Source organism: Pseudomonas sp. xss_4, assembly GCF_043104125.1.
GTDB lineage: Bacteria > Pseudomonadota > Gammaproteobacteria > Pseudomonadales > Pseudomonadaceae > Aquipseudomonas > Aquipseudomonas parafulva_B.
Map to the genome: position 1 here is coordinate 113,023 of NZ_JBICKJ010000089.1, position 20,933 is coordinate 133,955.

The 20,933-nt window shown below is 62.2% G+C and carries 20 protein-coding genes; 14 read left to right on the forward strand and 6 right to left on the reverse strand.

What is annotated here, in order from left to right:
- Positions 1-17: 17 nt before the first annotated feature.
- Positions 18-1,385 carry a PepSY-associated TM helix domain-containing protein gene (locus ACF8GB_RS18940; protein ID WP_392527450.1) on the forward strand — a complete coding sequence of 456 codons (1,368 nt, stop codon included), beginning with the start codon at positions 18-20 and terminating at the stop codon, positions 1,383-1,385.
- 238 nt (positions 1,386-1,623) lie between these two features.
- Positions 1,624-3,039 (forward strand): D-serine/D-alanine/glycine transporter, encoded by a 1,416-nt coding sequence (cycA, locus tag ACF8GB_RS18945; protein ID WP_392527451.1) that lies wholly within the window; start codon positions 1,624-1,626, stop codon positions 3,037-3,039.
- Between the two features lie 65 nt (positions 3,040-3,104).
- Here cycA and ACF8GB_RS18950 read toward each other — a convergent pair whose 3' ends face one another.
- Complete coding sequence (locus ACF8GB_RS18950; protein WP_182140177.1) at positions 3,105-3,401, reverse strand: hypothetical protein; 297 nt, start codon at positions 3,399-3,401, stop codon at positions 3,105-3,107.
- 438 nt (positions 3,402-3,839) lie between these two features.
- Between ACF8GB_RS18950 and urtA the strand changes: the two genes are divergently transcribed.
- From urtA to ACF8GB_RS18980, 6 genes are all read left to right on the forward strand, one after another.
- On the forward strand, positions 3,840-5,105 hold the full coding sequence (gene urtA / locus ACF8GB_RS18955) for an urea ABC transporter substrate-binding protein (RefSeq protein WP_027915294.1): 1,266 nt from the start codon (positions 3,840-3,842) through the stop codon (positions 5,103-5,105).
- 86 nt (positions 5,106-5,191) lie between these two features.
- Positions 5,192-6,679 carry an urea ABC transporter permease subunit UrtB gene (gene urtB, locus ACF8GB_RS18960; protein WP_392527452.1) on the forward strand — a complete coding sequence of 496 codons (1,488 nt, stop codon included), beginning with the start codon at positions 5,192-5,194 and terminating at the stop codon, positions 6,677-6,679.
- The gene (gene urtC, locus ACF8GB_RS18965) at positions 6,679-7,758 is read left to right on the forward strand and encodes an urea ABC transporter permease subunit UrtC (RefSeq protein WP_078477920.1); all 1,080 of its coding nucleotides are present in this window, start codon (positions 6,679-6,681) and stop codon (positions 7,756-7,758) included. The genes urtB and urtC overlap by 1 nt, the downstream gene beginning before the upstream one ends.
- Positions 7,755-8,612 (forward strand): urea ABC transporter ATP-binding protein UrtD, encoded by an 858-nt coding sequence (gene urtD, locus ACF8GB_RS18970; RefSeq protein WP_028687177.1) that lies wholly within the window; start codon positions 7,755-7,757, stop codon positions 8,610-8,612. The genes urtC and urtD overlap by 4 nt, the downstream gene beginning before the upstream one ends.
- 72 nt (positions 8,613-8,684) lie before the next feature.
- Entirely contained in the window at positions 8,685-9,383 is a 699-nt protein-coding gene (gene urtE, locus ACF8GB_RS18975; RefSeq protein WP_027915298.1) for an urea ABC transporter ATP-binding subunit UrtE, read from the forward strand.
- A gap of 31 nt (positions 9,384-9,414) precedes the next feature.
- Positions 9,415-9,936: a GNAT family N-acetyltransferase gene (locus ACF8GB_RS18980; protein WP_058638234.1), complete on the forward strand. Its 522-nt coding sequence runs from the start codon at positions 9,415-9,417 to the stop codon at positions 9,934-9,936.
- Between the two features lie 90 nt (positions 9,937-10,026).
- Here ACF8GB_RS18980 and ACF8GB_RS18985 read toward each other — a convergent pair whose 3' ends face one another.
- Positions 10,027-10,332, reverse strand: a complete 306-nt coding sequence (locus tag ACF8GB_RS18985; protein ID WP_023534557.1) for a chaperone modulator CbpM — start codon at positions 10,330-10,332, stop codon at positions 10,027-10,029.
- 2 nt (positions 10,333-10,334) lie between these two features.
- The gene (gene cbpA, locus ACF8GB_RS18990) at positions 10,335-11,291 is read right to left on the reverse strand and encodes a curved DNA-binding protein (RefSeq protein WP_058603497.1); all 957 of its coding nucleotides are present in this window, start codon (positions 11,289-11,291) and stop codon (positions 10,335-10,337) included.
- A gap of 163 nt (positions 11,292-11,454) precedes the next feature.
- Here cbpA and ACF8GB_RS18995 point away from each other — a divergent pair, with 163 nt between their 5' ends.
- Positions 11,455-12,723, forward strand: coding sequence for an Hsp70 family protein (locus tag ACF8GB_RS18995; protein WP_392527453.1), 1,269 nt, complete (start codon positions 11,455-11,457; stop codon positions 12,721-12,723).
- Between the two features lie 120 nt (positions 12,724-12,843).
- On the opposite strand, the gene ACF8GB_RS19000 is transcribed toward ACF8GB_RS18995, so the two are convergent.
- Positions 12,844-13,851: an AI-2E family transporter gene (locus tag ACF8GB_RS19000; RefSeq protein WP_023534518.1), complete on the reverse strand. Its 1,008-nt coding sequence runs from the start codon at positions 13,849-13,851 to the stop codon at positions 12,844-12,846.
- A 71-nt stretch (positions 13,852-13,922) separates the two neighbouring features.
- A complete protein-coding gene (locus tag ACF8GB_RS19005; RefSeq protein ID WP_058638236.1) occupies positions 13,923-14,210 on the reverse strand; it encodes a PsiF family protein in 288 nt (95 codons plus the stop codon).
- 193 nt (positions 14,211-14,403) lie between these two features.
- Here ACF8GB_RS19005 and osmE point away from each other — a divergent pair, with 193 nt between their 5' ends.
- Both osmE and ACF8GB_RS19015 read left to right on the forward strand, forming a co-directional pair.
- Positions 14,404-14,745 carry an osmotically-inducible lipoprotein OsmE gene (gene osmE / locus ACF8GB_RS19010; RefSeq protein WP_058638237.1) on the forward strand — a complete coding sequence of 114 codons (342 nt, stop codon included), beginning with the start codon at positions 14,404-14,406 and terminating at the stop codon, positions 14,743-14,745.
- A 49-nt stretch (positions 14,746-14,794) separates the two neighbouring features.
- A complete protein-coding gene (locus tag ACF8GB_RS19015) occupies positions 14,795-15,325 on the forward strand; it encodes a bacterioferritin (RefSeq protein ID WP_023534650.1) in 531 nt (176 codons plus the stop codon).
- A gap of 446 nt (positions 15,326-15,771) precedes the next feature.
- On the opposite strand, the gene ACF8GB_RS19020 is transcribed toward ACF8GB_RS19015, so the two are convergent.
- Positions 15,772-17,838 carry an AsmA family protein gene (locus ACF8GB_RS19020; protein WP_058638239.1) on the reverse strand — a complete coding sequence of 689 codons (2,067 nt, stop codon included), beginning with the start codon at positions 17,836-17,838 and terminating at the stop codon, positions 15,772-15,774.
- Positions 17,839-18,177: 339 nt separating this feature from the next.
- Between ACF8GB_RS19020 and ACF8GB_RS19025 the strand changes: the two genes are divergently transcribed.
- The 3 genes from ACF8GB_RS19025 to ACF8GB_RS19035 all read left to right on the forward strand — a co-directional run bounded on the left by ACF8GB_RS19025 (position 18,178) and on the right by ACF8GB_RS19035 (position 20,410).
- Positions 18,178-18,495 carry a hypothetical protein gene (locus ACF8GB_RS19025; RefSeq protein ID WP_058638240.1) on the forward strand — a complete coding sequence of 106 codons (318 nt, stop codon included), beginning with the start codon at positions 18,178-18,180 and terminating at the stop codon, positions 18,493-18,495.
- A 119-nt stretch (positions 18,496-18,614) separates the two neighbouring features.
- Positions 18,615-19,247: a TetR family transcriptional regulator gene (locus ACF8GB_RS19030; RefSeq protein ID WP_058638241.1), complete on the forward strand. Its 633-nt coding sequence runs from the start codon at positions 18,615-18,617 to the stop codon at positions 19,245-19,247.
- Positions 19,248-19,309: 62 nt separating this feature from the next.
- Positions 19,310-20,410, forward strand: a complete 1,101-nt coding sequence (locus ACF8GB_RS19035; RefSeq protein WP_078477916.1) for an AGE family epimerase/isomerase — start codon at positions 19,310-19,312, stop codon at positions 20,408-20,410.
- Positions 20,411-20,933: the final 523 nt, after the last annotated feature.

A 20,933-nucleotide genomic window follows, 5' to 3' on the forward strand; every position in this document is an offset into this window, starting at 1 on the left:
TTTACCTGGAGGTTCCCATGAGAGGAACACGCGTTTCATTCTACAACCTGGCCTGGCGTTGGCATTTCTATGCAGGGCTGTTCGTGGCCCCCTTCATGATCCTGCTGGCCCTTACCGGGCTGGTATACCTGTTCAAGCCGCAGCTCGATCCATGGCTGTACCGCGACCTGATGGTGGTTGAGGCCGGCCATCATCGCCAAGGGGCCGATGTGATGCTGGCCGAAGTGCGCAAGGCGCACCCCAAAGGCCATGTGGGCCAGTACCTGCCGCCGCTGAACGCGCAGCGCAGTGCGCAGTTCGTGGTGCACGAAGAGGGCCGCGAGCTGAACGTGTTCGTCGACCCGTACAGCGGCAAGATCCTCGGCGAGCAGGACGGCAAGCGCAATCTGCAGGCCATCGCCCGCGCCCTGCACGGCGAATTGATGGTGGGCACCCTGGGCGATCGCCTGGTGGAACTGGCCGCAGGCTGGGGCATCGTGCTGGTGATTTCGGGCCTGTACCTGTGGTGGCCTCGCGGGCGCCTGGGCGCAGGCGTGCTGTGGCCGCGCCTGGCCGCCCGAGGCCGGCTGTTCTGGCGCGACCTGCATGCGGTCAGTGGGTTCTGGGGTTCGGCGCTGTTGTTGTTGATGCTGCTCAGCGGCATGACCTGGACTGGGTTCTGGGGCAAGCAATATGCCGACCTGTGGAACCGCTTTCCGGTAGCGATGTGGAACGATGTGCCGAAGTCGGACCAGCAGGCGCGCGAGCTCAACCATGCTCACCGCCAGACCGTGCCCTGGGCCATGGAGAACACGCCGATGCCTCAATCTGGCGCCCATGCCGAGCATGCCGGGCATCACACAATGTCCAGCCAACCGGCCGCACCGAATGTGAGCGTGCAACAGGTCGAAGACATCGCCACTGCGCGGCAGGTGGAGCCGGGCTACAGCATCACCTGGCCAACCACGGCCGACGGCGTATTCACCGTCGCGGTATTCGCCGACGACCCACGCAACGACGCCACCCTGCATGTGGACCAGTACACCGGTAAGGTGCTGGCCGACGTGCGCTGGCAGGACTACAGCCCTGTGGCCCGCGCCACGGAACTTGGGGTCATGCTGCACGAGGGCAAGATGTTCGGCCCGCTGAACCAGATCGTCATTGCGCTGGTGTGCCTGATGATTCTGCTGGGTTCGGTCAGTGGCCTGGTGATGTGGTGGAAACGTCGGCCCGAAGGCGGCCTGGGCGTTCCCCCCTTGCGCCACGACCTGCCGCGCTGGAAGACGGCCGTGGTGGTGATGCTGGCATTGGGGCTTGTCTTCCCGCTGGTGGGGGTGTCGATGATGCTGATGTGGGTGCTCGACAACATGATGATACGGCGGGCAAGGGTGGCGGCGCAGGCATAGCGGCTCGGTAGGCGGCGTGAAACCTCAGGCGAGCCGAACGGCCCGCCGAGCGTTTCACGCCTCTGCCTGTGGGCGCAGGTTCATCCTCTAAAGAGCCGACGCTTGACCCCGATCATTTCTAAAGCGCCCTGCACTCGCGATATCGTGTCGATCTGTCACGCCCGCACCTTTGCAGTGCGTGATAGCCTAGCCGGCTACGTCAGCCAATGCGACTGACCTCTACAAGGGAATGCAGCCTATGACGCAAACTGCGCCGACTCCACCCGACGACCAACACCTGCAACGCAACCTCACCAACCGACACATCCAGCTCATTGCCATTGGCGGCGCCATCGGCACCGGTCTGTTCATGGGCTCGGGCAAGACCATCAGCCTGGCTGGGCCTTCGATCATCTTCGTCTACATGATCATCGGCTTCATGCTGTTCTTCGTCATGCGCGCAATGGGCGAACTGCTGCTGTCGAACCTGAACTACAAGTCGTTCATCGACTTTTCCGCCGACCTGCTCGGTCCCTGGGCGGGCTACTTCACCGGCTGGACCTACTGGTTCTGCTGGGTGGTCACCGGCATCGCCGACGTGGTAGCCATTGCGGCTTATACCCAGTTCTGGTTTCCCGACCTGCCTCAGTGGATACCGGCGCTCACCTGCGTGGCCGTGCTGCTTTCGCTGAACCTGGTCACGGTCAAGCTGTTCGGCGAAATGGAGTTCTGGTTTGCCCTGATCAAGATCATTGCCATCCTGGGCCTGGTGGTCACCGGCCTGTACATGGTCATCACCGGCTTTACCTCCCCCAGCGGACGCACGGCTCAACTGGCCAACCTGTGGAATGACGGCGGCATGTTCCCCCACGGCATGATGGGCTTTTTCGCCGGGTTCCAGATCGCGGTCTTCGCCTTCGTGGGTATCGAGCTGGTCGGCACCACGGCAGCCGAAGCCAAAAACCCGGAGCGCACGCTGCCCAGGGCGATCAACTCGATCCCGATCCGCATCATCGTGTTCTATGTACTGGCACTGATCGCGATCATGGCCGTGACCCCCTGGCGCGACGTGGTCCCGGGCAAAAGCCCGTTCGTTGAGCTGTTCGTACTGGCTGGCCTGCCAGCGGCGGCGAGCATCATCAATTTCGTGGTGCTCACCTCGGCGGCCTCGTCTGCCAACAGCGGGGTGTTCTCCACCAGCCGCATGCTGTTCGGCCTGGCCCAGGAAGGCGATGCGCCCAAAGCGTTCGAGAGGTTGTCCCGTCGCGCTGTGCCGGCCAACGGCCTGTACTTCTCCTGCCTGTGCCTGCTGCTCGGCGCGGTGCTGATCTACCTGGTCCCGAACGTGATCGAAGCCTTCACCCTGGTCACCACGGTATCGGCGGTGCTGTTCATGTTCGTCTGGACGTTGATACTGCTGTCGTACCTGAGCTACCGCAAGCAGCGCGCGGCGTTGCACGAGCAGTCGATCTACAAGATGCCTGGCGGGCGCTTGATGTGCTACGTATGCCTGGCGTTCTTCGCCGGCATCCTGGTGCTGCTGAGCCTTGAAGCCGACACCCGCTCGGCGCTGGTGGTGACGCCGATCTGGTTTGTGATCCTGGCGGTCACCTACCAGTTCGTGCGGAGCCGGCGCCAGCCGCGTTCGGCTGTACGTGGGTCGTCGAGCAACTGATCAGGAAACTGTGCAGCCCATTCTCAGGCAGAACTGGCGAATGGGCGCACAACAGCCGGACTGCTTCAGCCTTGCTCCAACCCCTTGAGCACTGCCTCGGTCAGGGCCAAACCTTTCTCCAGCGAGTTTTCCGTCGCGGTCAGCAAACTACGAAGCGGCTCCCCCACCCTTTCCAGTGCTGCGGCATTGGTTTCATAAGCCGCTTTCAGCGCGGCCACAGCGCACACAAGTGCGTCCTCGCTATCGATTCCAGCCTGAACCGACAGTATTGGATCATGAGCCTGATTGCAGGTGCCGAAATCGGCACAGGCGGTCACGGAACGAGATGTGCGGGGTGGATCTGGGACGATCTTCTTGAGCATAGTGCTACTCCTGAAGCCTTCTGAAGTGTATCTCCGTGCCCATACGCCAATATGGGTGGACGGAGCCGTGCGGGTTGGCGTTACCGGTCAGAAGTTCCGGTGAGCCCGAAGGCTCCCACACACGGATCCGCCCATAACGGGTGCAACCATGCAGGACACGCTATCGCAGGTGCGATGTGCCCGGTTCTGACAGCGGGACGCCAATCCCGAACGCAGAAACTACTGCGATGCGGCACGGTACTCAAGTGCCGATTATGTGTCAAAAATGTTCACCGTCAGCTCCATTCCTGTGCAGGCTAGGTCGACAGGCACCAACCTGGCTCTCGATTGCGCTCCGATTCCTTGCACAACCGCTCTACCAAGCGTGCGCCGTCGTCAGGCACAGCCTTTGCAATCTCTCCACTGATTACCACTACCCGATCTCAGCGGAGAGAGCACATGAAGCGACGCAGTCTGATCAAGGCCTTCACCCTCAGCGCCTCGATGGCGGCGATGGGCCTTAGCTGGAGCCTCCAGGCAGCCGAGACCATCAAGGTCGGCATCCTGCATTCGCTGTCCGGGACCATGGCCATTTCCGAGACGTCGCTCAAGGACATGGCCTTGATGACCATCGATGAGATCAACGCCAAAGGTGGGGTGAACGGCAAGATGCTGGAGCCGGTGGTGGTGGACCCGGCGTCCAACTGGCCGCTGTTCGCCGAAAAAAGCCGCCAGTTGCTGACCCAGGACAAGGTCGCGGTGGTGTTCGGTTGCTGGACGTCGGTGTCGCGCAAATCGGTATTGCCGGTATTCGAGGAGCTCAACGGTCTGCTGTTCTACCCGGTGCAATACGAAGGCGAAGAGATGTCGCCGAACGTCTTCTACACCGGCGCTGCGCCCAACCAGCAGGCGATTCCGGCGGTGGAATACCTGATGAGCGAGGACGGCGGCGGCGCCAAGCGCTTCTTCCTGCTGGGCACCGACTACGTCTACCCGCGCACCACCAACAAGATTCTGCGCGCGTTCCTGCACAGCAAGGGCGTAGCCGACAAGGACATCGAGGAGGTCTACACGCCGTTCGGCCACGCCGACTACCAGACCATCGTCGCCAACATCAAGAAGTTCTCGGCCGGGGCGAAGACGGCGGTAATTTCCACGGTCAACGGCGACTCCAATGTGCCCTTCTACAAAGAGCTGGCCAACCAGGGCTTGAAAGCGACCGATGTGCCGGTCGTGGCGTTCTCGGTGGGCGAAGAGGAGCTGCGGGGTATCGACACCAAGCCGTTGGTGGGCCATCTGGCCGCCTGGAACTACTTCGAGTCGGTGGATAACCCGGTCAACCAGAAGTTCGTCGCTGATTGGAAGGCCTATGCCAAGGCCAAAGGCCTGCCTGGCGCCGACAAGGCGGTGACTAACGATCCAATGGAAGCCACCTATGTGGGCATTCACATGTGGGCGCAGGCGGCGGAAAAAGCCAAATCCACCGATGTGGACAAGGTGCGCGAAGCGCTGGCCGGGCAGACCTTCAAGGCCCCTTCGGGCTACACCCTGACCATGGACAAAACCAATCACCACCTGCACAAGCCAGTGATGATCGGCGAGATCCAGGACGATGGGCAGTTCAGCGTGGTGTGGGAAACCGAGCAACCGCTGCGGGCCCAACCCTGGAGCCCCTTCATCCCAGGCAATGACAAGCGCCCTGATTACGCCGTGAAAGGCAACTGAGGCCCTGGGCTGCGCTGCAGCCCGCCCGTGGGCGGCCCGGTGTTCGGGTACGCCTGCGCGTAAGCGCTGATTCACAGGAGAGCCTCATGCTCAGATTCCTGCTTACCCTGCTACTGCTGTTGCCCATGGCAGTAGACGCCAGCGAAGGCGAGTTTTTCTTCGCCGCCAAGCCCGCCGAGCAGGCGCGCCTACTCGATACCTGGGCCGCCCAACCCGAGCCAGGCCGACTGGCACTGCTGGAAAACCTGCAGGCCGGCCGAATCGCCAAGGACGACAGCCGCAAGGTGCGCCTGAACAACCGCCTGCGCGGGCTGATCGACAATGCCCTGGCCAGCCACCGGTTACTCAGTGACGACAGCGCCACCCGGCTAGCCGCCGCCAGGAAGTTGCAAAAGAGCGCACAACCGGCCCAGGTCGCCTTGCTCGACCGGCGCTACGCCAGCGAACCGGATGCGACCGTGCGGGCAGCCTTGGGCCTGGCATTGGCCAACCTGCAGCTCGGCGCCAGCGACCCTTCGGTGCGCCTGGCGGCCGTACGCCTGTTAGGGGAAACCGGTGACCCAACGGCCCGTACGCGCCTTGAGGCGCTGTTGCAACCCGAGATGGAAACGGACCCCACGGTGCGTACCGCCGCCGAAACCAGCCTGACCCAGGTCAAGCGCAAGCTGCTGGTCGGTGAAGTACTGGGCCAGGCCTTCAGTGGCCTGTCGCTGGGGTCGATCCTGCTATTGGCGGCGCTGGGGCTGGCGATCACGTTCGGACTTCTGGGTGTGATCAACATGGCGCATGGCGAGATGCTGATGCTCGGCGCCTACAGCACCTACATGGTGCAGGTAGTGGTGCAGCGCTACGCACCGGGTGCCCTGGAGTTCTACCCACTGATCGCCCTGCCCGTGGCGTTCGCCGTCAGTGCCGGTGTCGGCATGGCGCTGGAACGTACGGTGATCCGCCACCTGTACGGCCGCCCTCTGGAAACCCTGCTGGCCACCTGGGGCATCAGCCTGATTCTGATCCAGGCCGTGCGTTTGCTGTTCGGCGCACAGAACGTTGAGGTCAGCAACCCGGCCTGGTTGTCAGGTGGCATCCAGGTTCTGCCCAACCTGATCCTGCCTTACAACCGCCTGGTGATCATCGCGTTCGCGCTGGCCGTGGTGCTGCTGACCTGGCTGCTGCTCAACCGCACGCGCCTGGGCCTGAACGTGCGCGCTGTAACCCAGAACCGCAACATGGCGGCGTGCTGCGGCGTGTCCACCGGGCGTGTGGACATGCTCGCCTTCGGCCTGGGTTCGGGCATCGCCGGCCTGGGCGGCGTGGCCTTGAGCCAGGTCGGCAACGTCGGGCCGGACCTGGGGCAAAGCTACATCATCGATTCATTCCTGGTGGTGGTGCTCGGGGGTGTCGGCCAACTGGCCGGAAGCCTCTGGGCGGCGTTCGGGCTGGGCATCGCCAACAAACTGCTGGAGCCGCAGATCGGTGCGGTGCTCGGCAAGATCCTCATCCTTGCGCTGGTCATCCTGTTCATCCAGAAGCGCCCGCAAGGCCTGTTTGCCCTCAAGGGACGGGTGATCGACTGATGAACCAGCCACTGCTTGTCACCGCTGCGCATAAAGCCGGCCTTCGCCTGTCGCTGGCACTGGGTATCGCCGCCCTGGCGCTGCTGCTCGCCTTGCCGCTGTTGTCGCTGCTGCCCGCCGACCACGCCCTGCATGTGTCGGCCTATGTGCTCACGCTGGTGGGCAAGATCCTCTGCTATGCCATCGTGGCCCTAGCCCTTGACCTGGTCTGGGGCTATGCGGGGCTGCTGTCGCTCGGCCATGGTCTGTTCTTTGCCCTGGGCGGCTACGCCATGGGCATGTACCTGATGCGCCAGGCCGCCGGGGAGGGGCTGCCAGGCTTCATGACGTTCCTGTCCTGGAGCGAGCTGCCCTGGTACTGGGCCGGCACCCAACACTTTGCCTGGGCCCTGTGCCTGGCGGTGCTGGCGCCTGGCATGCTGGCCCTGGTGTTCGGCTGGTTTGCCTTCCGCTCGCGGATCAAGGGTGTGTACTTCTCGATCATGACCCAGGCCCTGACCTTTGCCGGGATGTTGCTGTTCTTTCGCAACGAGACCGGTTTTGGCGGGAACAACGGCTTCACCAGCTTTCGCACCCTGCTGGGCTTCGACATCGCCGCACCCGGAACCCGCGCCGTACTGTTCCTGCTCACCGTTGCGCTGCTGGTCGCCAGCCTGTACCTGTGCTGGCGGTTGACGCGCAGCAAGTTCGGGCGCCTGTTGACAGCCGTTCGCGATGCCGAGAACCGGTTGATGTTCTGCGGCTACGATCCGCGTGGCTTCAAGCTGCTGGTATGGGTGCTCAGCGCCATGCTGTGCGGCCTGGCAGGCGCGCTGTACGTGCCTCAGGTCGGCATCATCAACCCCAGCGAAATGTCGCCCACCAACTCCATCGAGGCTGCTGTCTGGGTGGCACTGGGCGGGCGCGGCACCCTGATCGGCCCGCTGCTGGGCGCGGGGCTGGTCAACGGCATGAAGAGCTGGTTCACGGTGGCTTTCCCGGAATTCTGGCTGTTTTTCCTCGGCGCGCTGTTCATCCTCGTGACCCTGTACTTGCCCAAGGGCCTGGTCGGCCTGTGGAACAAAAGGAGCCAGTCATGAGAGGCCTGCCCCCGGTACACCCGGAGTTCATGCTCGAACCTGCCTTCGACCCGCAGGGTATCGGCCGCGACGCCATAGGCCTGGGCCATGCCCGCGTACCAGGCCTGGACGCGCGGCATGGCACCGTGCTGAGCCTTGAAGAGGTGAGCGTCAGCTTCGATGGGTTCAAGGCACTCAATGCGCTGACGCTGTATATCGGCGTGGGCGAGCTGCGCTGCATCATCGGGCCAAACGGTGCGGGCAAGACCACGATGATGGACGTGATCACCGGCAAGACACGGCCCAGCGCAGGCAGTGCCTACTTTGGTGACACGCTCGACCTGACGCGCATGAGCGAGTACCAGATTGCCCAGGCTGGCATCGGCCGCAAGTTCCAGAAACCCACGGTGTTCGAGGCGTTGAGCCTGTATGAAAACCTCGAGCTGGCGCTCAAGACCGACAAGTCGGTGTGGGCGAGCCTGAGGTCGCGCCTGAGCGGCGAGCAACGCGACAGGATCGACGAAGTCCTGACCACCGTGCGCCTGAACGGGCTGGCCTCACGTCAGGCCGGGCTGCTGTCCCACGGCCAGAAGCAGTTTCTGGAAATTGCCATGCTGCTGGTCCAGGAACCTCAACTGCTGTTGCTCGACGAACCCGTGGCCGGCATGACCGACGCCGAAACCGCCTTTACCGCCGAGCTGTTCAAGGGCCTTGCAGGCAAACACTCGCTGATGGTGGTCGAGCATGACATGGGGTTCGTGGGCAGCATCGCCGACCATGTGACGGTGCTGCACCAGGGCTCGGTGCTGGCTGAGGGATCGCTTGAGCAGGTGCAGGCCGATGATCGTGTGGTCGAGGTGTACCTCGGTCGTTGAACAGGCGCACGTCTTCTCGCGTACACCGGTGAGCTGCCGGGGACGCCCAACCCGTTACTTCAGGAGCCTTGCATGCTCAAGATCGATACGCTGCACCAGTACTACGGCGGCAGCCATATTCTGCGCGGCCTTTCCTTCGAAGCCAGGCTGGGCGAGGTCACCTGCCTGCTGGGCCGCAACGGCGTGGGCAAGACCACGTTGCTGCGTTGCCTGATGGGCCTGGTGCCCGTGCGCGAAGGCAGCGTGGAATGGGAAGGCAAGCCCATCACCGCACTCAAGCCGCACCACCGGGTGCAGGCCGGCATTGCGTACGTGCCACAGGGCCGCGAAATTTTCCCGCGCCTGAGCGTCGAGGAAAACTTGCTGATGGGCCTGTCACGCTTTCCGGGGCGCGAGGCGCGTGAAGTGCCTGCCTTCATCTACGAGTTGTTCCCTGTGCTCGAGCAGATGAAGCAACGCCGTGGCGGGGATTTGTCCGGGGGGCAGCAACAGCAGCTGGCCATCGGCCGGGCACTGGCCAGTCGTCCGCGCCTGCTGATTCTCGATGAGCCCACCGAGGGTATCCAGCCTTCGGTGATCAAGGAAATAGGCGCGGTCATCCAGCGGCTGGCGCAGCGCGGCGACATGGCCATCCTGCTGGTCGAGCAGTTCTACGATTTTGCCGAGGCTTTGGCTGATCACTACCTGGTCATGGCCCGTGGCCAGATCGTGCAGCGTGGCCGGGGCGAAAACATGCAGGCCGAAGGTGTACGCGGGCTGGTAACCATTTAACCTGCACGCTTCGACCTAGCGAGACGCTGCCATGAGTCACGAAATCCGCGACGCCCTGCCTGCCGACCTACCGGCCATCCTCGACATCTACAACGATGCCGTGCGCAACACCACGGCCATCTGGAACGAGACACCGGTGGACCTGGCCAACCGCCAGGCTTGGTTCGACACCCGTGCGCAACAGGGTTACCCGATACTGGTGGCCGTGGACGGCGCCGACGTGCTGGGCTACGCCTCCTTCGGGGACTGGCGCCCGTTCGAGGGGTTTCGCCACACGGTCGAGCATTCGGTATATGTGCGCAGCGATCAGCGCGGCAAAGGGCTTGGGCCGGCGCTGATGATTGCGTTGATCGAGCGCGCCCAAGGCTGCGGCAAGCACGTCATGGTCGCGGCCATCGAAAGCGGCAACGCAGCGTCTGTGCACCTGCACGAGCGCCTGGGTTTCGTGGTTACCGGGCAGATGCCGCAGGTGGGCGTGAAATTCGGGCGCTGGCTGGACCTGACCTTCATGCAGCGGGTGCTGAGCCCAGGGGCCGATCCAGACCAGCCATGACACCGGGCCCAGGCAGTCCTCACGCAGCCTTGCCGGGTGACACAAGGCTGCACTGGCCAGCGTTCCAGCCTTGCCCGCGCCTGATGACACTCACATCTGCGTGAACCTGCCCAGGCGCTGGCGCAGCATGCTGTTCTCGTTGCGTAGCTGCTGCACCTCCTGGAGCAATTCCAGGGCCAGCGCCACGCCTTCCCATTCCAGTTCCAGCTCCTGGTGCAGCTTGGCCGCGCGCCTTGCCAGCAGCGGTGCCTGATCGTCGAACAGCCAGTCTTCAGGCCTGCGCCCGGTTGGCTCCACAATGCCGTGCTCGACGATCTCGATCACACAGTCCGCCGTGAGGTCGGCTTCCTGACACAAGGTATGCATGTCCAGTTGAACGATCAGGGTGCTGCTCATGATCACTTACTCCATTGTGCCCTCGGGTCGAACGCGGCCTTCTCGGAAAGCTTGGCCCACAGTTCTCGGGTAGATTCGTCAGAGGTGGTCGGCATGACGACCTTGAGCTGTGCATAGAGGTTACCGCGCTGGCCCTGCTTGTCGGCCAGGCCCTTGCCTGGCACCCGCAGGCGCTGCCCGCTCTGGCTGTCGGGGCGGATGGTCAGGTTGATCCTGCCTTCGAGCGTAGGTACCGCCACCTTGGTGCCCAGGGCCGCTTCCCAGGGTGCCAGCGGCACGGTGATGATCAGGTCGTGCCCTTCGACGTCGAACAGCGGGTGCGGGGCCATGCGGATGGTCAGGAACAAATCGCCATTGGCACCGCCACCGATTCCCGGGGCACCCTGGCCCTTGAGGCGAATGCGCTCGCCATCGGTCACGCCGGCCGGGATCTTCACGTTCAGGGTCTTGGTGGTGAACCCGGTGCGCTGGCCCATGGCATTGGTTTGCGGTACCTGGAAGCTGATCTGCTTGGACTCTTTGCTCAGGGTTTCTTCCAGAAATACCGCCAGTTCAAGCTCCACATCCTGCCCTCGCCTGCCGGCACTGCGCTGTTGTTGACGGGCACCCCCGAACGGGTTGCCTCCACGACCGCCGAACATCGAGCTGAAAAAGTCCGAAAAATCGCCACTCTCGAAACCACCCCCGGCCCCACCTCGGCTTTCCCAGCCCGGCGGTGCCTGGAACGGCCTGCCATGCTGGCCGCCGTACTTGCGGATTTCATCGAATTCGGCGCGTTTCTGCGCGTCGCCCAGCACTTCGTAGGCCTCGTTGGCTTCCTTGAATTTGTCTTCGGCGTCGCGCTCTTTGCTGACATCAGGGTGATACTTGCGGGCCAGCTTGCGGTACGCGGCCTTGATCGCCTTATCGTCCGCCGTGGGCTCTACGCCAAGTATCTTGTAGTAGTCTTTGAAGTCCATCTAGGGATCACCAGTGTGAATGTGCGTGTTGCTGGAGAAGATAGGGATCAAGCATAGCCTTTCAAGGCCCGCTTGGGGTTGCTCCATGGCAGACGACCGGTCTTGATTCTGTCGCCAGCTGGCATACACTGCGCGGCCGTTTTGCCTCCGGAAGCCTTTTCCCATGTCCGACGTATCCCCGGCCCGCGCCCTTGGCATCGACTTTGGCACCTCCAACTCGACGGTTGGCTGGCACCGTCCGGGCATGGAATCGCTGATTGCCCTGGAAGACGGCAAGATCACCTTGCCCTCGGTGGTGTTCTTCAACATCGAGGAGCGCCGCCCTGTCTATGGCCGGCTGGCCCTGCACGAATACCTCGAAGGTTACGAGGGGCGCTTGATGCGCTCGCTCAAGAGCCTGCTCGGGTCCAAGCTGATCAAGCACGACACCAGCGTGCTGGGCAGCGCACTGCCGTTCAAGGACCTGCTGGGGATGTTCATCGGTGAGCTGAAAAACCGCGCGCAGGCTGAGGCCGGGCGTGAGTTCGACCAGGTGGTACTTGGCCGCCCGGTATTCTTCGTCGACGAGGACCCGGCAGCCGACCAGGAAGCCGAGGACACGCTGGCCGAGGTGGCACGCAAGATCGGCTTCAAGGACGTATCGTTCCAGTACGAGCCCATCGCCGCGGCGTTCGACTACGAGTCAGGCATCAGCCGTGAAGAACTGGTGCTGATCGTCGACATCGGCGGCGGTACGTCCGACTTCACCCTTATTCGCCTGTCGCCGGAGCGGCACGCGGTGGCCGAGCGCCAGAGCGACATCCTCGCAACCGGTGGCGTACACATCGGCGGTACGGACTTCGACAAGCAGCTGAGCCTGCAAGGGGTGATGCCGCTGTTCGGATATGGCAGCCGCATGAAAAGCGGTGCCTTGATGCCAACCAGCTATCACCTCAACCTGGCCACCTGGCATACGATCAACGCGCTGTACTCACAGAAGTCGCAGTTGGCGCTGGGCAACATGCGCTACGACATCGAGGACACCCTTGGCGTTGATCGGCTGTTCAAACTCATCGAGGAGCGCGCCGGGCATTGGCTGGCCATGGAAGTGGAAGCCAGCAAGATCGAATTGACCGAGCAGCCGAATCGTCACGTCGACCTCGGCCGCATCGAACCAGGCCTTGGCGTGGACCTGTCTCGCAACCTGTTCGAGACGGCCATCGAAAGCCTGTTGGAACGGGTGCGGGCCAGTGTCACGGACTTGCTGGCCAAGGCCGGGGTCAGCCAGGGCCAGGTCGACACGGTCTTCTTCACGGGCGGCTCCAGCGGCATTCCAGCTCTGCGCAACAGTGTGGCGGCGATGTTGCCCAATGCCCGTCACGTGGAAGGCAATATCTTTGGCAGCATCGGCAGTGGGCTGGCCATTGAGGCACGCAAGCGTTATGGCGCGTGACGAAACGACGGGGTAAGGGGCGCCTGTGTCGCCCCTCGTTGACGGTAGCGCTGGCTGTAACCGCCTGACCAAGCCTGCGCCGGCCTTGTTATGTCCTGAGCAGGCCCGCCGTGGCCGCCTTCAAACCAGCTCCATCCTGCGCAGCTCGCTCTTGAGATAAGCGTAATAGACCGGCCCTGCCACCACCCCCGGCAGGCCGAACGCCGCTTCGAACACCAGCATGGCCAACAGCAGTTCCCAGGCCTTGGCCCTGATCTGCCCACCGACGATCTTGGCGTTGAGGAAGTACTCCACCTTGTGGATCACGATCAGGTAGACCAACGCCGCCGCCGCCACCCACACCGACAATGACAACCCGACGATGGTGATCAGCGTGTTGGACATGAGGTTGCCGATGACCGGTAGCAGACCCAACAGGAACGTCAGCACGATCAAGGTCTTGGTCAGCGGCAGGTGCACGCCGAACAACGGCAACACCACGGCCAGAAAGATGCCAGTGAAGGCGGTGTTGAGCAGGGAAATCTTGATCTGGGCGAAAACGATGTTGCGAAACGCCTGTACCAGCAGGCTCAGGCGCTCGAACAGGGCGGCTGCCAGAGGTTTGCGCCGGGAGATGTCGGGTATGCGCTGCAGGGCGACGATAGCCCCCAGGATCATGCCGATCAGCAAGGTCACGAACATGTGGGCCATGCCCTTGCCCACCAGTTGCAAATCACTGAGATGGCTCTTGATCCAGTCGCCGATCGCCACCTTGAACTCAGCAGCACTGGCCGGCAAATAGCCCTCGATGAACGGCGGCAACTGCCCGCGCGCTCGCTCAACCAACGCCATGAACTTGTCCAGCGAAGCGCCAGGATTTTCCGCTTCATGCAACAAGAAGCTGAACGCCCCGGCGATCAGCAGCGCCAGGCTGATCACCACCAATGTGCCCAGCAGCGCCACTGCCAGCCAGCGCGCACGCTGCCCGGCAATCAATGGCTGCAGGCGCGGCGTGAGCATGTTGACCAGTTCGAACACCAGCAGGCCTGCCAGCAGACTGGGCAGCAGCTTCAACGGCAACGCCAACAGCAAGCCTGCGAACACGATAATCAAACTGGCCAGGGTGACTTGGCGGGGGGTGAAGGTCATACAGCCTCAGCGGCAGCCAACGAAGAAGATCCGCAGTCTGCCAGCGTTATGCCTGCAGGCATAGGCACCGATCATTTCTTCTTCAGGCACTCACTCATGAAGGCCTTGCGCTCATCACCCTTGAGCACCTTGGCGGTGGCGTCGGCATTGCACGCCTTCATCTTCTCCTGCTGGGTCTGTGGCACCTGTTTCTTCAGGCACGTACTCATGAAGGCCTTGCGGGCGTCGCCCTTGAGCGATTGCGCCGTGGCATCTGCATTGCACGTTTTCATCTTTTCCTGCTGGGTGGTATTTGCCGCGAAACCTTGGGCGCTGAACAACAGCGCAACCATCACTAACGGAATGTGCAGCCGTTTCATGTCGTGTTCTCCTGAGCCCGCGCCCAACGCACGGTGACATTTGCAGTGTAGACAAGCGCTGACGCGAGGCCCGTTTCGTCATCAAGTGCACGACAACCTTTTTGCACGCAGGCAATTGGCTACCTCGATCGAACTCCTGGCGCTGCGTGAGGTTCAAAACCTGCACATACCCTTTTGTGCAAGGAGCGGGACGATGTTCAAGCAGACTCTGGCAATCCTTCTGGCCAGCGCCACCCTGACGGCATGCGGCAGCCGCCCGGAAAACCCGGTGGACTATGTGACCTACCGCAACGAGCCCCTGGTCAAGCAGGTCGAAAATGGCATGACCATGCAGCGCGTCATCGCCATCGGCGGCAGCCCGTCCAACGTCATCGACCTGCCCAATGGCGGTACCTGCAACGACTACATCCTCAACCGCGACGGCAAGCAGCAGCCGTACTACGTGCGCTTCGATGCCACCGGCCATGTGGATGCCAAGGGTTTCAAGACCTGCAAACAACGTGAAGAAGACCGCGAGGCCGTCAAAGGCGCGTAAGGCTTCCGCTACCTGACTACGACTACCTGATGCTTTTTGGAGATGAAACATGAACACGACTGAAATGACCGACATTCAGACCTTGCGCCAGCGTGCGCGCGAACATGTGGAAAACGGTGCCGTGACCGAAGGCTACAATGCCGATCGCGAGCGCATCATCAAGCTGCTCAACGATTCGCTGGCCACCGAACTGGTCTGCACCCTGCGCTACAAGCGTCACTACTTCATGGCTTCTGGCGTCAAGGCCAGCGTGGCTGCCGAAGAATTCCTGGAGCATGCCAACCAGGAATCCGAACACGCCGACAAGCTGGCCGAGCGTATCGTGCAGCTGGGCGGTGAGCCAGACTTCAACCCGGATAACCTGAGCAAGAACTCCCACGCCCAGTACGTGGCAGGTGCAACCCTCAAGGAAATGGTCCTGGAAGACCTGGTGGCCGAGCGTATCGCCATCGACAGCTACCGCGAGATCATCCAGTACATCGGCGACAAGGACCCGACCACCCGCCGCATTTTCGAAGACATTCTGGCGCAGGAAGAAGAGCACGCCGACGACATGTCCGACCTGCTCGATGGGCTGTAAGACCAGTAGCAACCGACAAGGCCGCTGATGCGGTCACGCTGTTCACGCAGGGCTGCTTCGCAGCCCATTGCGGCCAGTCCGGTGCCCTGACCGGACCATTCCACCTCGGAGATTGTGAAGCACTGGCGATCTTTCATTTGACTCTGGATTACTCAAGCCCACGACCGGCTCCGCCGGAGCGTTGGACTGGCTGCAATTGCCTGCGCAGTAGCCCCAGGATCTTAGCTTCGCAGCGCATAATGCCGGGGCCGCGCTGCGGCCCATCGCGGCACCAGGCCGCTCCTACCTTGGTTCTGTATTGGCTGAGATAGCGGGGCCTGGACTTTGCAGAAGCAAATGTCTAAGGCCGCCCCGAAGGCTAACCGATTTCTAGGTAGGAGCGCTCTAGTGCCGCGATGGGCTGCGCAGCCGCTCCAAGGTTCAGCTCGCAGGCCCATGCCCCGCCATCACTTGCGGCTTTTGACGGCCGCCGGCGCCTTACCTTCCTTCATCTGCTGCAACAAGGGTGTGCACTGGTTGGGATCATCCCCACTGCTGGGTGCGATCAGCGCCAAGAGACCGGCCGCAGGCCCCGCGACCACCCCAAGGGCAACCATACCGGCGCCGCGCAGTGCCAGCGGTACGGCCTGTACCCCGGCGCTAGGTTTGGCGAAAGCCCCCCGCACATACAGCGGCGAGCGCAGGGAGAACAGCCTCAACCCCTTGGATTCCGGCGTGATCTTCAGGTCCAGGCGCTCGTTGGCGAAGTTGGCGGTGCCGTTGATATAGATGATCGCGTTCTCGGTGTCGAAAATGAACAGGCGCGTACTGGCAAGGCCATTCTTGATACCGACATCGGCTGCGGCGCAGTTGATCTTCACGTCCTCATCACCGAAGAGTTTGTCGACGATGTAGTTGCCCACGTTCAAACCTGCGATTTCCATGAGGCTGCGGCTGATCGCGCCATCGTTGACCAGCATGCGCAGATCGCCATTGGCGCTACCGAGCAGTGCTGCCACGGAGTTGCCGCGACCGGCGATGTCGGCATCCCCATTGAGCTCGCCAAAGCTGCTTTGCATCGGTGCGAAGGTGGGGAACAGTTGCTTGAGCTTGAACCCCCTCGCAGTAAGCCGTGCACGCCCCTGCAACGGAACGTTGCGGCCGTCCAGACGAATGCGTGATGCCAGGTTGCCGCCCGCTACGCCGAACCTCAACGGCTCCAGGCGCAGCAGGCCGTCTTCCAGGATCACGTGGGCCGACAGGTCGTTGAAAGGAAGCTGCTCGCTGTGCACGATGCGCTTGCCGGTGAAGGTGACATCGGCATCCATGGCACGCCAGCGATCGGTACGGAATTCCTCGACCGGCAAGACCTTGTCGGACGGCTGCTTGCTGGCACCACCACGGGCTTTTTGCTCGGCATTGGAGTCAGCGCCGATCAGTGGTGCCAAGTCCTTGAACAGGAGCTGGTTGGAAACGAGCTTGCCCGTGAGCTTGGGCCGAGGCTTGCTGGCGACATACGCCAGGTCACCGTGAATGTCGCTGTCACCGATCTTGCCATTGAACCCTTGGTATTCGAAGGTAGCGCCTTGCTCGGCGTGCAGGTTGGCGTTGAGGTGACCATCGGTGGAATACGCTGGAGTGTCAGGCAATGTCACGCCGGTCAACGGGAACAGATTGCCAAGGCTGGCGCCTGACAGGCGCAGCCGCAGATCGAGCGCACCCAGGTTGAGCGGGTCGGTCAGGGTACCAGCCAATACCACATGGGTATCGGCGATGCGCACATCCGCTTGCAGCGGGAAGGGTTGATCGGACGCTTTGAGTGCCAGCAGGCCGCCGATCTTGCCGGTGCCGGACACGGGCTGGTCCTTGTAGCGTCCCTGCGCCTTGAGGCCAAACGCATAGTCCTGTGCAGGCGCCGACTTCTCGGCCGTGGCCTTGCCCACGATTTCGCTGAATGCAATGGGCTTGCCCAGAGGATCGATCTGGACCTTCATGCGAGCCTTGAGCGTCTGGTCGTCAAAGCTGACATTGCCTTGGTCGAAACCGATCGCGCCGATGTCCATCTGCCATTTGGACGGTTCTTCGTTCTCGTCCTTCGGGCCGAAGTCGAAATTCCAGTTGGCCCGGCCGTCCGCCAGGCGCGTCAGGCTGGCAGTCGGCTTGGTCAGGTTGATACGCGGGATGCTGACCTGGTGGAACAACAGCGGCAGCGGCGACAGGCGAAACTCCACGCGCTCCAGTGCAACCATCTGCGGCTCTTTGAGCCAGTCCGGGTTGCCCAGGGTAAGATCTTCAGCCGTGAAATGCGGCCAGGGTATCCACGCCCGCCAACCGCCTTCTTCAGGCTCGGTGCGCCAGTGCACTGCAAGGTTGCCATTGATGGCGAAGGGCCGATGCAAGGCCTCGGACACCTTTTCGTTGAGCAGGGGCTTGACGCGGTTCCAGTCGAAGGTGGCAATCACCACGACCAGGATTGCCAGCACGGTCAGCAGTGTGGTCAGGGTCCAGAGGATGATTCTGGCGGGGCGCGTCATTGCGTGAGTCTCCATGCGGCAAGGCGAAAACAAGCGTAGCGGTGAGGGGTCATGTATCTGGGACTGATGAAAGGCGTGAGGGTTTTATCTCAGGGGGAGGATAGCCAAGAATTTCCCGTGCCTGGGTGCGCCTGGCGCGTCCGGTTCGCTTGGTGCATCCCGTGCGCACCCATGCCATCAAGCCACCTGCGACCCTGCCAGGGCTCTGAATAGAGCCTTTGGCGGCTGATATCAATGAGGTCGATTTTTACCATTACCCGGATGAACTTCTCTGTGCCGGTGCGCGGCGTAGCATTGGCTACACACCCACTTTCCAGCCCCGCAGAGGAGCACTGAATCATGAAACGCCACCTGTTGACCCTCACCCTTTCCCTGCTTGCAGCCAATGCGTTCGCCCTGCCAGGTGCCGAGCAGCACCTGACCGCCGAATCACGTTCGAGCGCTGTTCAAAACATCCAACCGCTTGAAACACTTGCCGAAGGCGGTTCAGACCGGTTGATCGAGCGTAGCGCCCGTGTTGCCGAAGGCGGCTCCGATCGCCTGATCGAGCGTAGCGCCCGTGTTGCCGAAGGTGGCTCCGATCGCCTGATCGAGCGCAGCGGCCGTGTTGCCGAAGGCGGTGCAGATCGCTTGTCGCAAACGGCACGGGTGAGCTGACCTTATGCAAGACGCACCGCGCTGTCGTCTGCCTGACCTACCCCTTCGAGCCCGGTCCATTGACCGGGCTTCGTTTTTTTAACTAGAGTGCCCAGCCACCCTCTATAGAAACCTGCATCATGTTGCCGCGTGCCGAACAGAAGCTACAGACCCGCCAGGCCCTGCTCGACGCCGCCTGCCTGCTCATGGAGAGTGGTCGCGGTTTTGGCAGCATCAGCCTGCGCGAAGTGGCCAAGGCGGCCGGCATCGTGCCCACCGGCTTCTACCGACATTTCCCGGACATGGATGCACTGGGCCTGGCACTGGTCAGCGAGGTGGACGATACCTTCCGCCAGACCATCCGGCTGGTGCGACACAACGAGTTCGAGCTGGGCGGTATCACGGATGCGTCGGTCCGTATATTCCTCGACGTGGTCGCTGCCCACCGTGCCCAGTTTCTGTTCCTGGCGCGTGAGCAGTACGGAGGGTCGCAGCCCGTGCGCCAGGCCATCGCCCAACTGCGTGAAAACATCACCGCTGACCTGGCCACCGACCTGGGCCGGATGCAGCGTTGGCAGCACCTGGACAATGCTGCGCTTACCGTCATGGCGGACCTGGTGGTCAAGACCGTGTTCGCCACCTTGCCCGAATTGATCGACAGGCCAGAAAGGGGTGAACCCCAGGCGTTGACCCCTCAGGAAAAGATCACCCAGCAACTGCGCTTCATCTTCGTCGGTGCGCGGCATTGGCAAGGCCTTGGCAACCCGGGCTGACGGGCTCGGCAAACCCGACTTCTGCTACCATGGCGCCCTGCCCGACAGCGACGAGCGCCAAGATGTCCAACCCCCGCCCCACCCTGCCCGAACTGACCCGCTTCAATCAGCACTTTGCCACGTGCATCGTGCCCCTATGGCAGGGGCCAGGCTGGAACACCGAACTGGCACTGCCCTACGAAGCGCTCGACGCCGAACATCAGCCGCTGCCTGTGCAGCGCTATCGGGCCATGGCGTGCGCACGCCAGTTGTACCTGTTCAGCAGCCGCATCGATCAACCGGGTGCGGCCGAACGCGCCGCGGCATTGTTCCGCTCCTTGCAAAAGCACTTCCATGACCCCGAGCACGGTGGCTGGTTCTACAGCATCGACGCCCAGGGCAAGCCGCTGGACCGGCGCAAGGACCTCTATACCCACGCGTTCATCGTCTTCGCCTGCGCGCACTATTGGGGCCAGGTCCGCGACAACCTGGTGGTCTCCGCCCTGGCTGCTGCGCTGGACGTCATCGAGCATCGCTTTGCCCGGGATGATGGCTTGTACGAGGCCAGCCTGGGTGAAGACTGGGGCAACCTGGGCAGTGGCGCGCTGCAGAACCCGCAGATGCATTTGGCGGAAGCCTTCCTGCAGGTGTTGGCCGTGCGTGATGACCAGGCTGTGCAGCAGTCACTTTTGCAGTTATGCACCGCGATGCAGGCCCACTTCATCGAGCCTGCCCACGGCCTGATGCTGGAAAAGCCCAGGGGCACTGTGGATAACTGGTTCGAGCCGGGTCATCAGTTCGAGTGGTTCTATTTGCTGCACACCTCGCCGCTGCTGCGTGGGACGGCGTTGCATGCTTCCATTGAGCGGGGGTTCGCCTTTGCCGAGCGCCATGGCGTGAAAAACATGGCGGTACTGGCGATGCTGGATGTGCAAGGGCACGTGCTGGATGCGACCCAGCGTATCTGGGCACAGGCCGAATACGCCAGGGCCTTGGCATTGCGCCCTGACGCAGACGTGAAGCTGCCCCAGCTGTTGCAGGCCCTGCAGGGGCGGTTCTTGCGGCAGGCGGGATGGTATGAGTGCCGGGATGGGCAGGGCGATGTCAGCCGGCATGATATGCCGTCGACTACGCCTTATCATCTGGCTACCTGTCTGGAAGGGTTGAAGCGATTGGGTGGGTGAAGGCGGACGCTGCTAGCGTTGTTACCGTAATGCGTGGTTAGGCCTAGATTCTGGAGCCGTCCAGCGCGCTGAGAAGCTTGCGCCATTGAAATACGTTCAATGGCGAGCGTTGTCAGGACTGCTACAGTATCGAGTGCCTGATTTACTGGCGTAGTTATATTCACATTGCTACTACTCTTGTAACAGCAACAGCATATGTAAATACAAGATCCTAGTTACGCCTGTACATTCTTTGAAGACGACTCAATTACCGTGTGGGAGCGGCCTTGTGCCGCGATGGGCCGCGCAGCGGCCCCAAAATTTGAGCAATATCGCTATGACTGGGGCCGCTGCGCGGCCCATCGCGGCACAAGGCCGCTCCTACACGGGATATATATCGCGGCAAGTTTAGAAGTTATCACTCCTACTATAGACACTGTTGCTGTGGCTGTGGCTGTGGCTTTTGATCTTGCTTTTGATCTTCGCGACTTCAGAAGGCCGAACGCAGGGCTTGCGGAGGGAGGTGACAGGCATGGATGCCTGT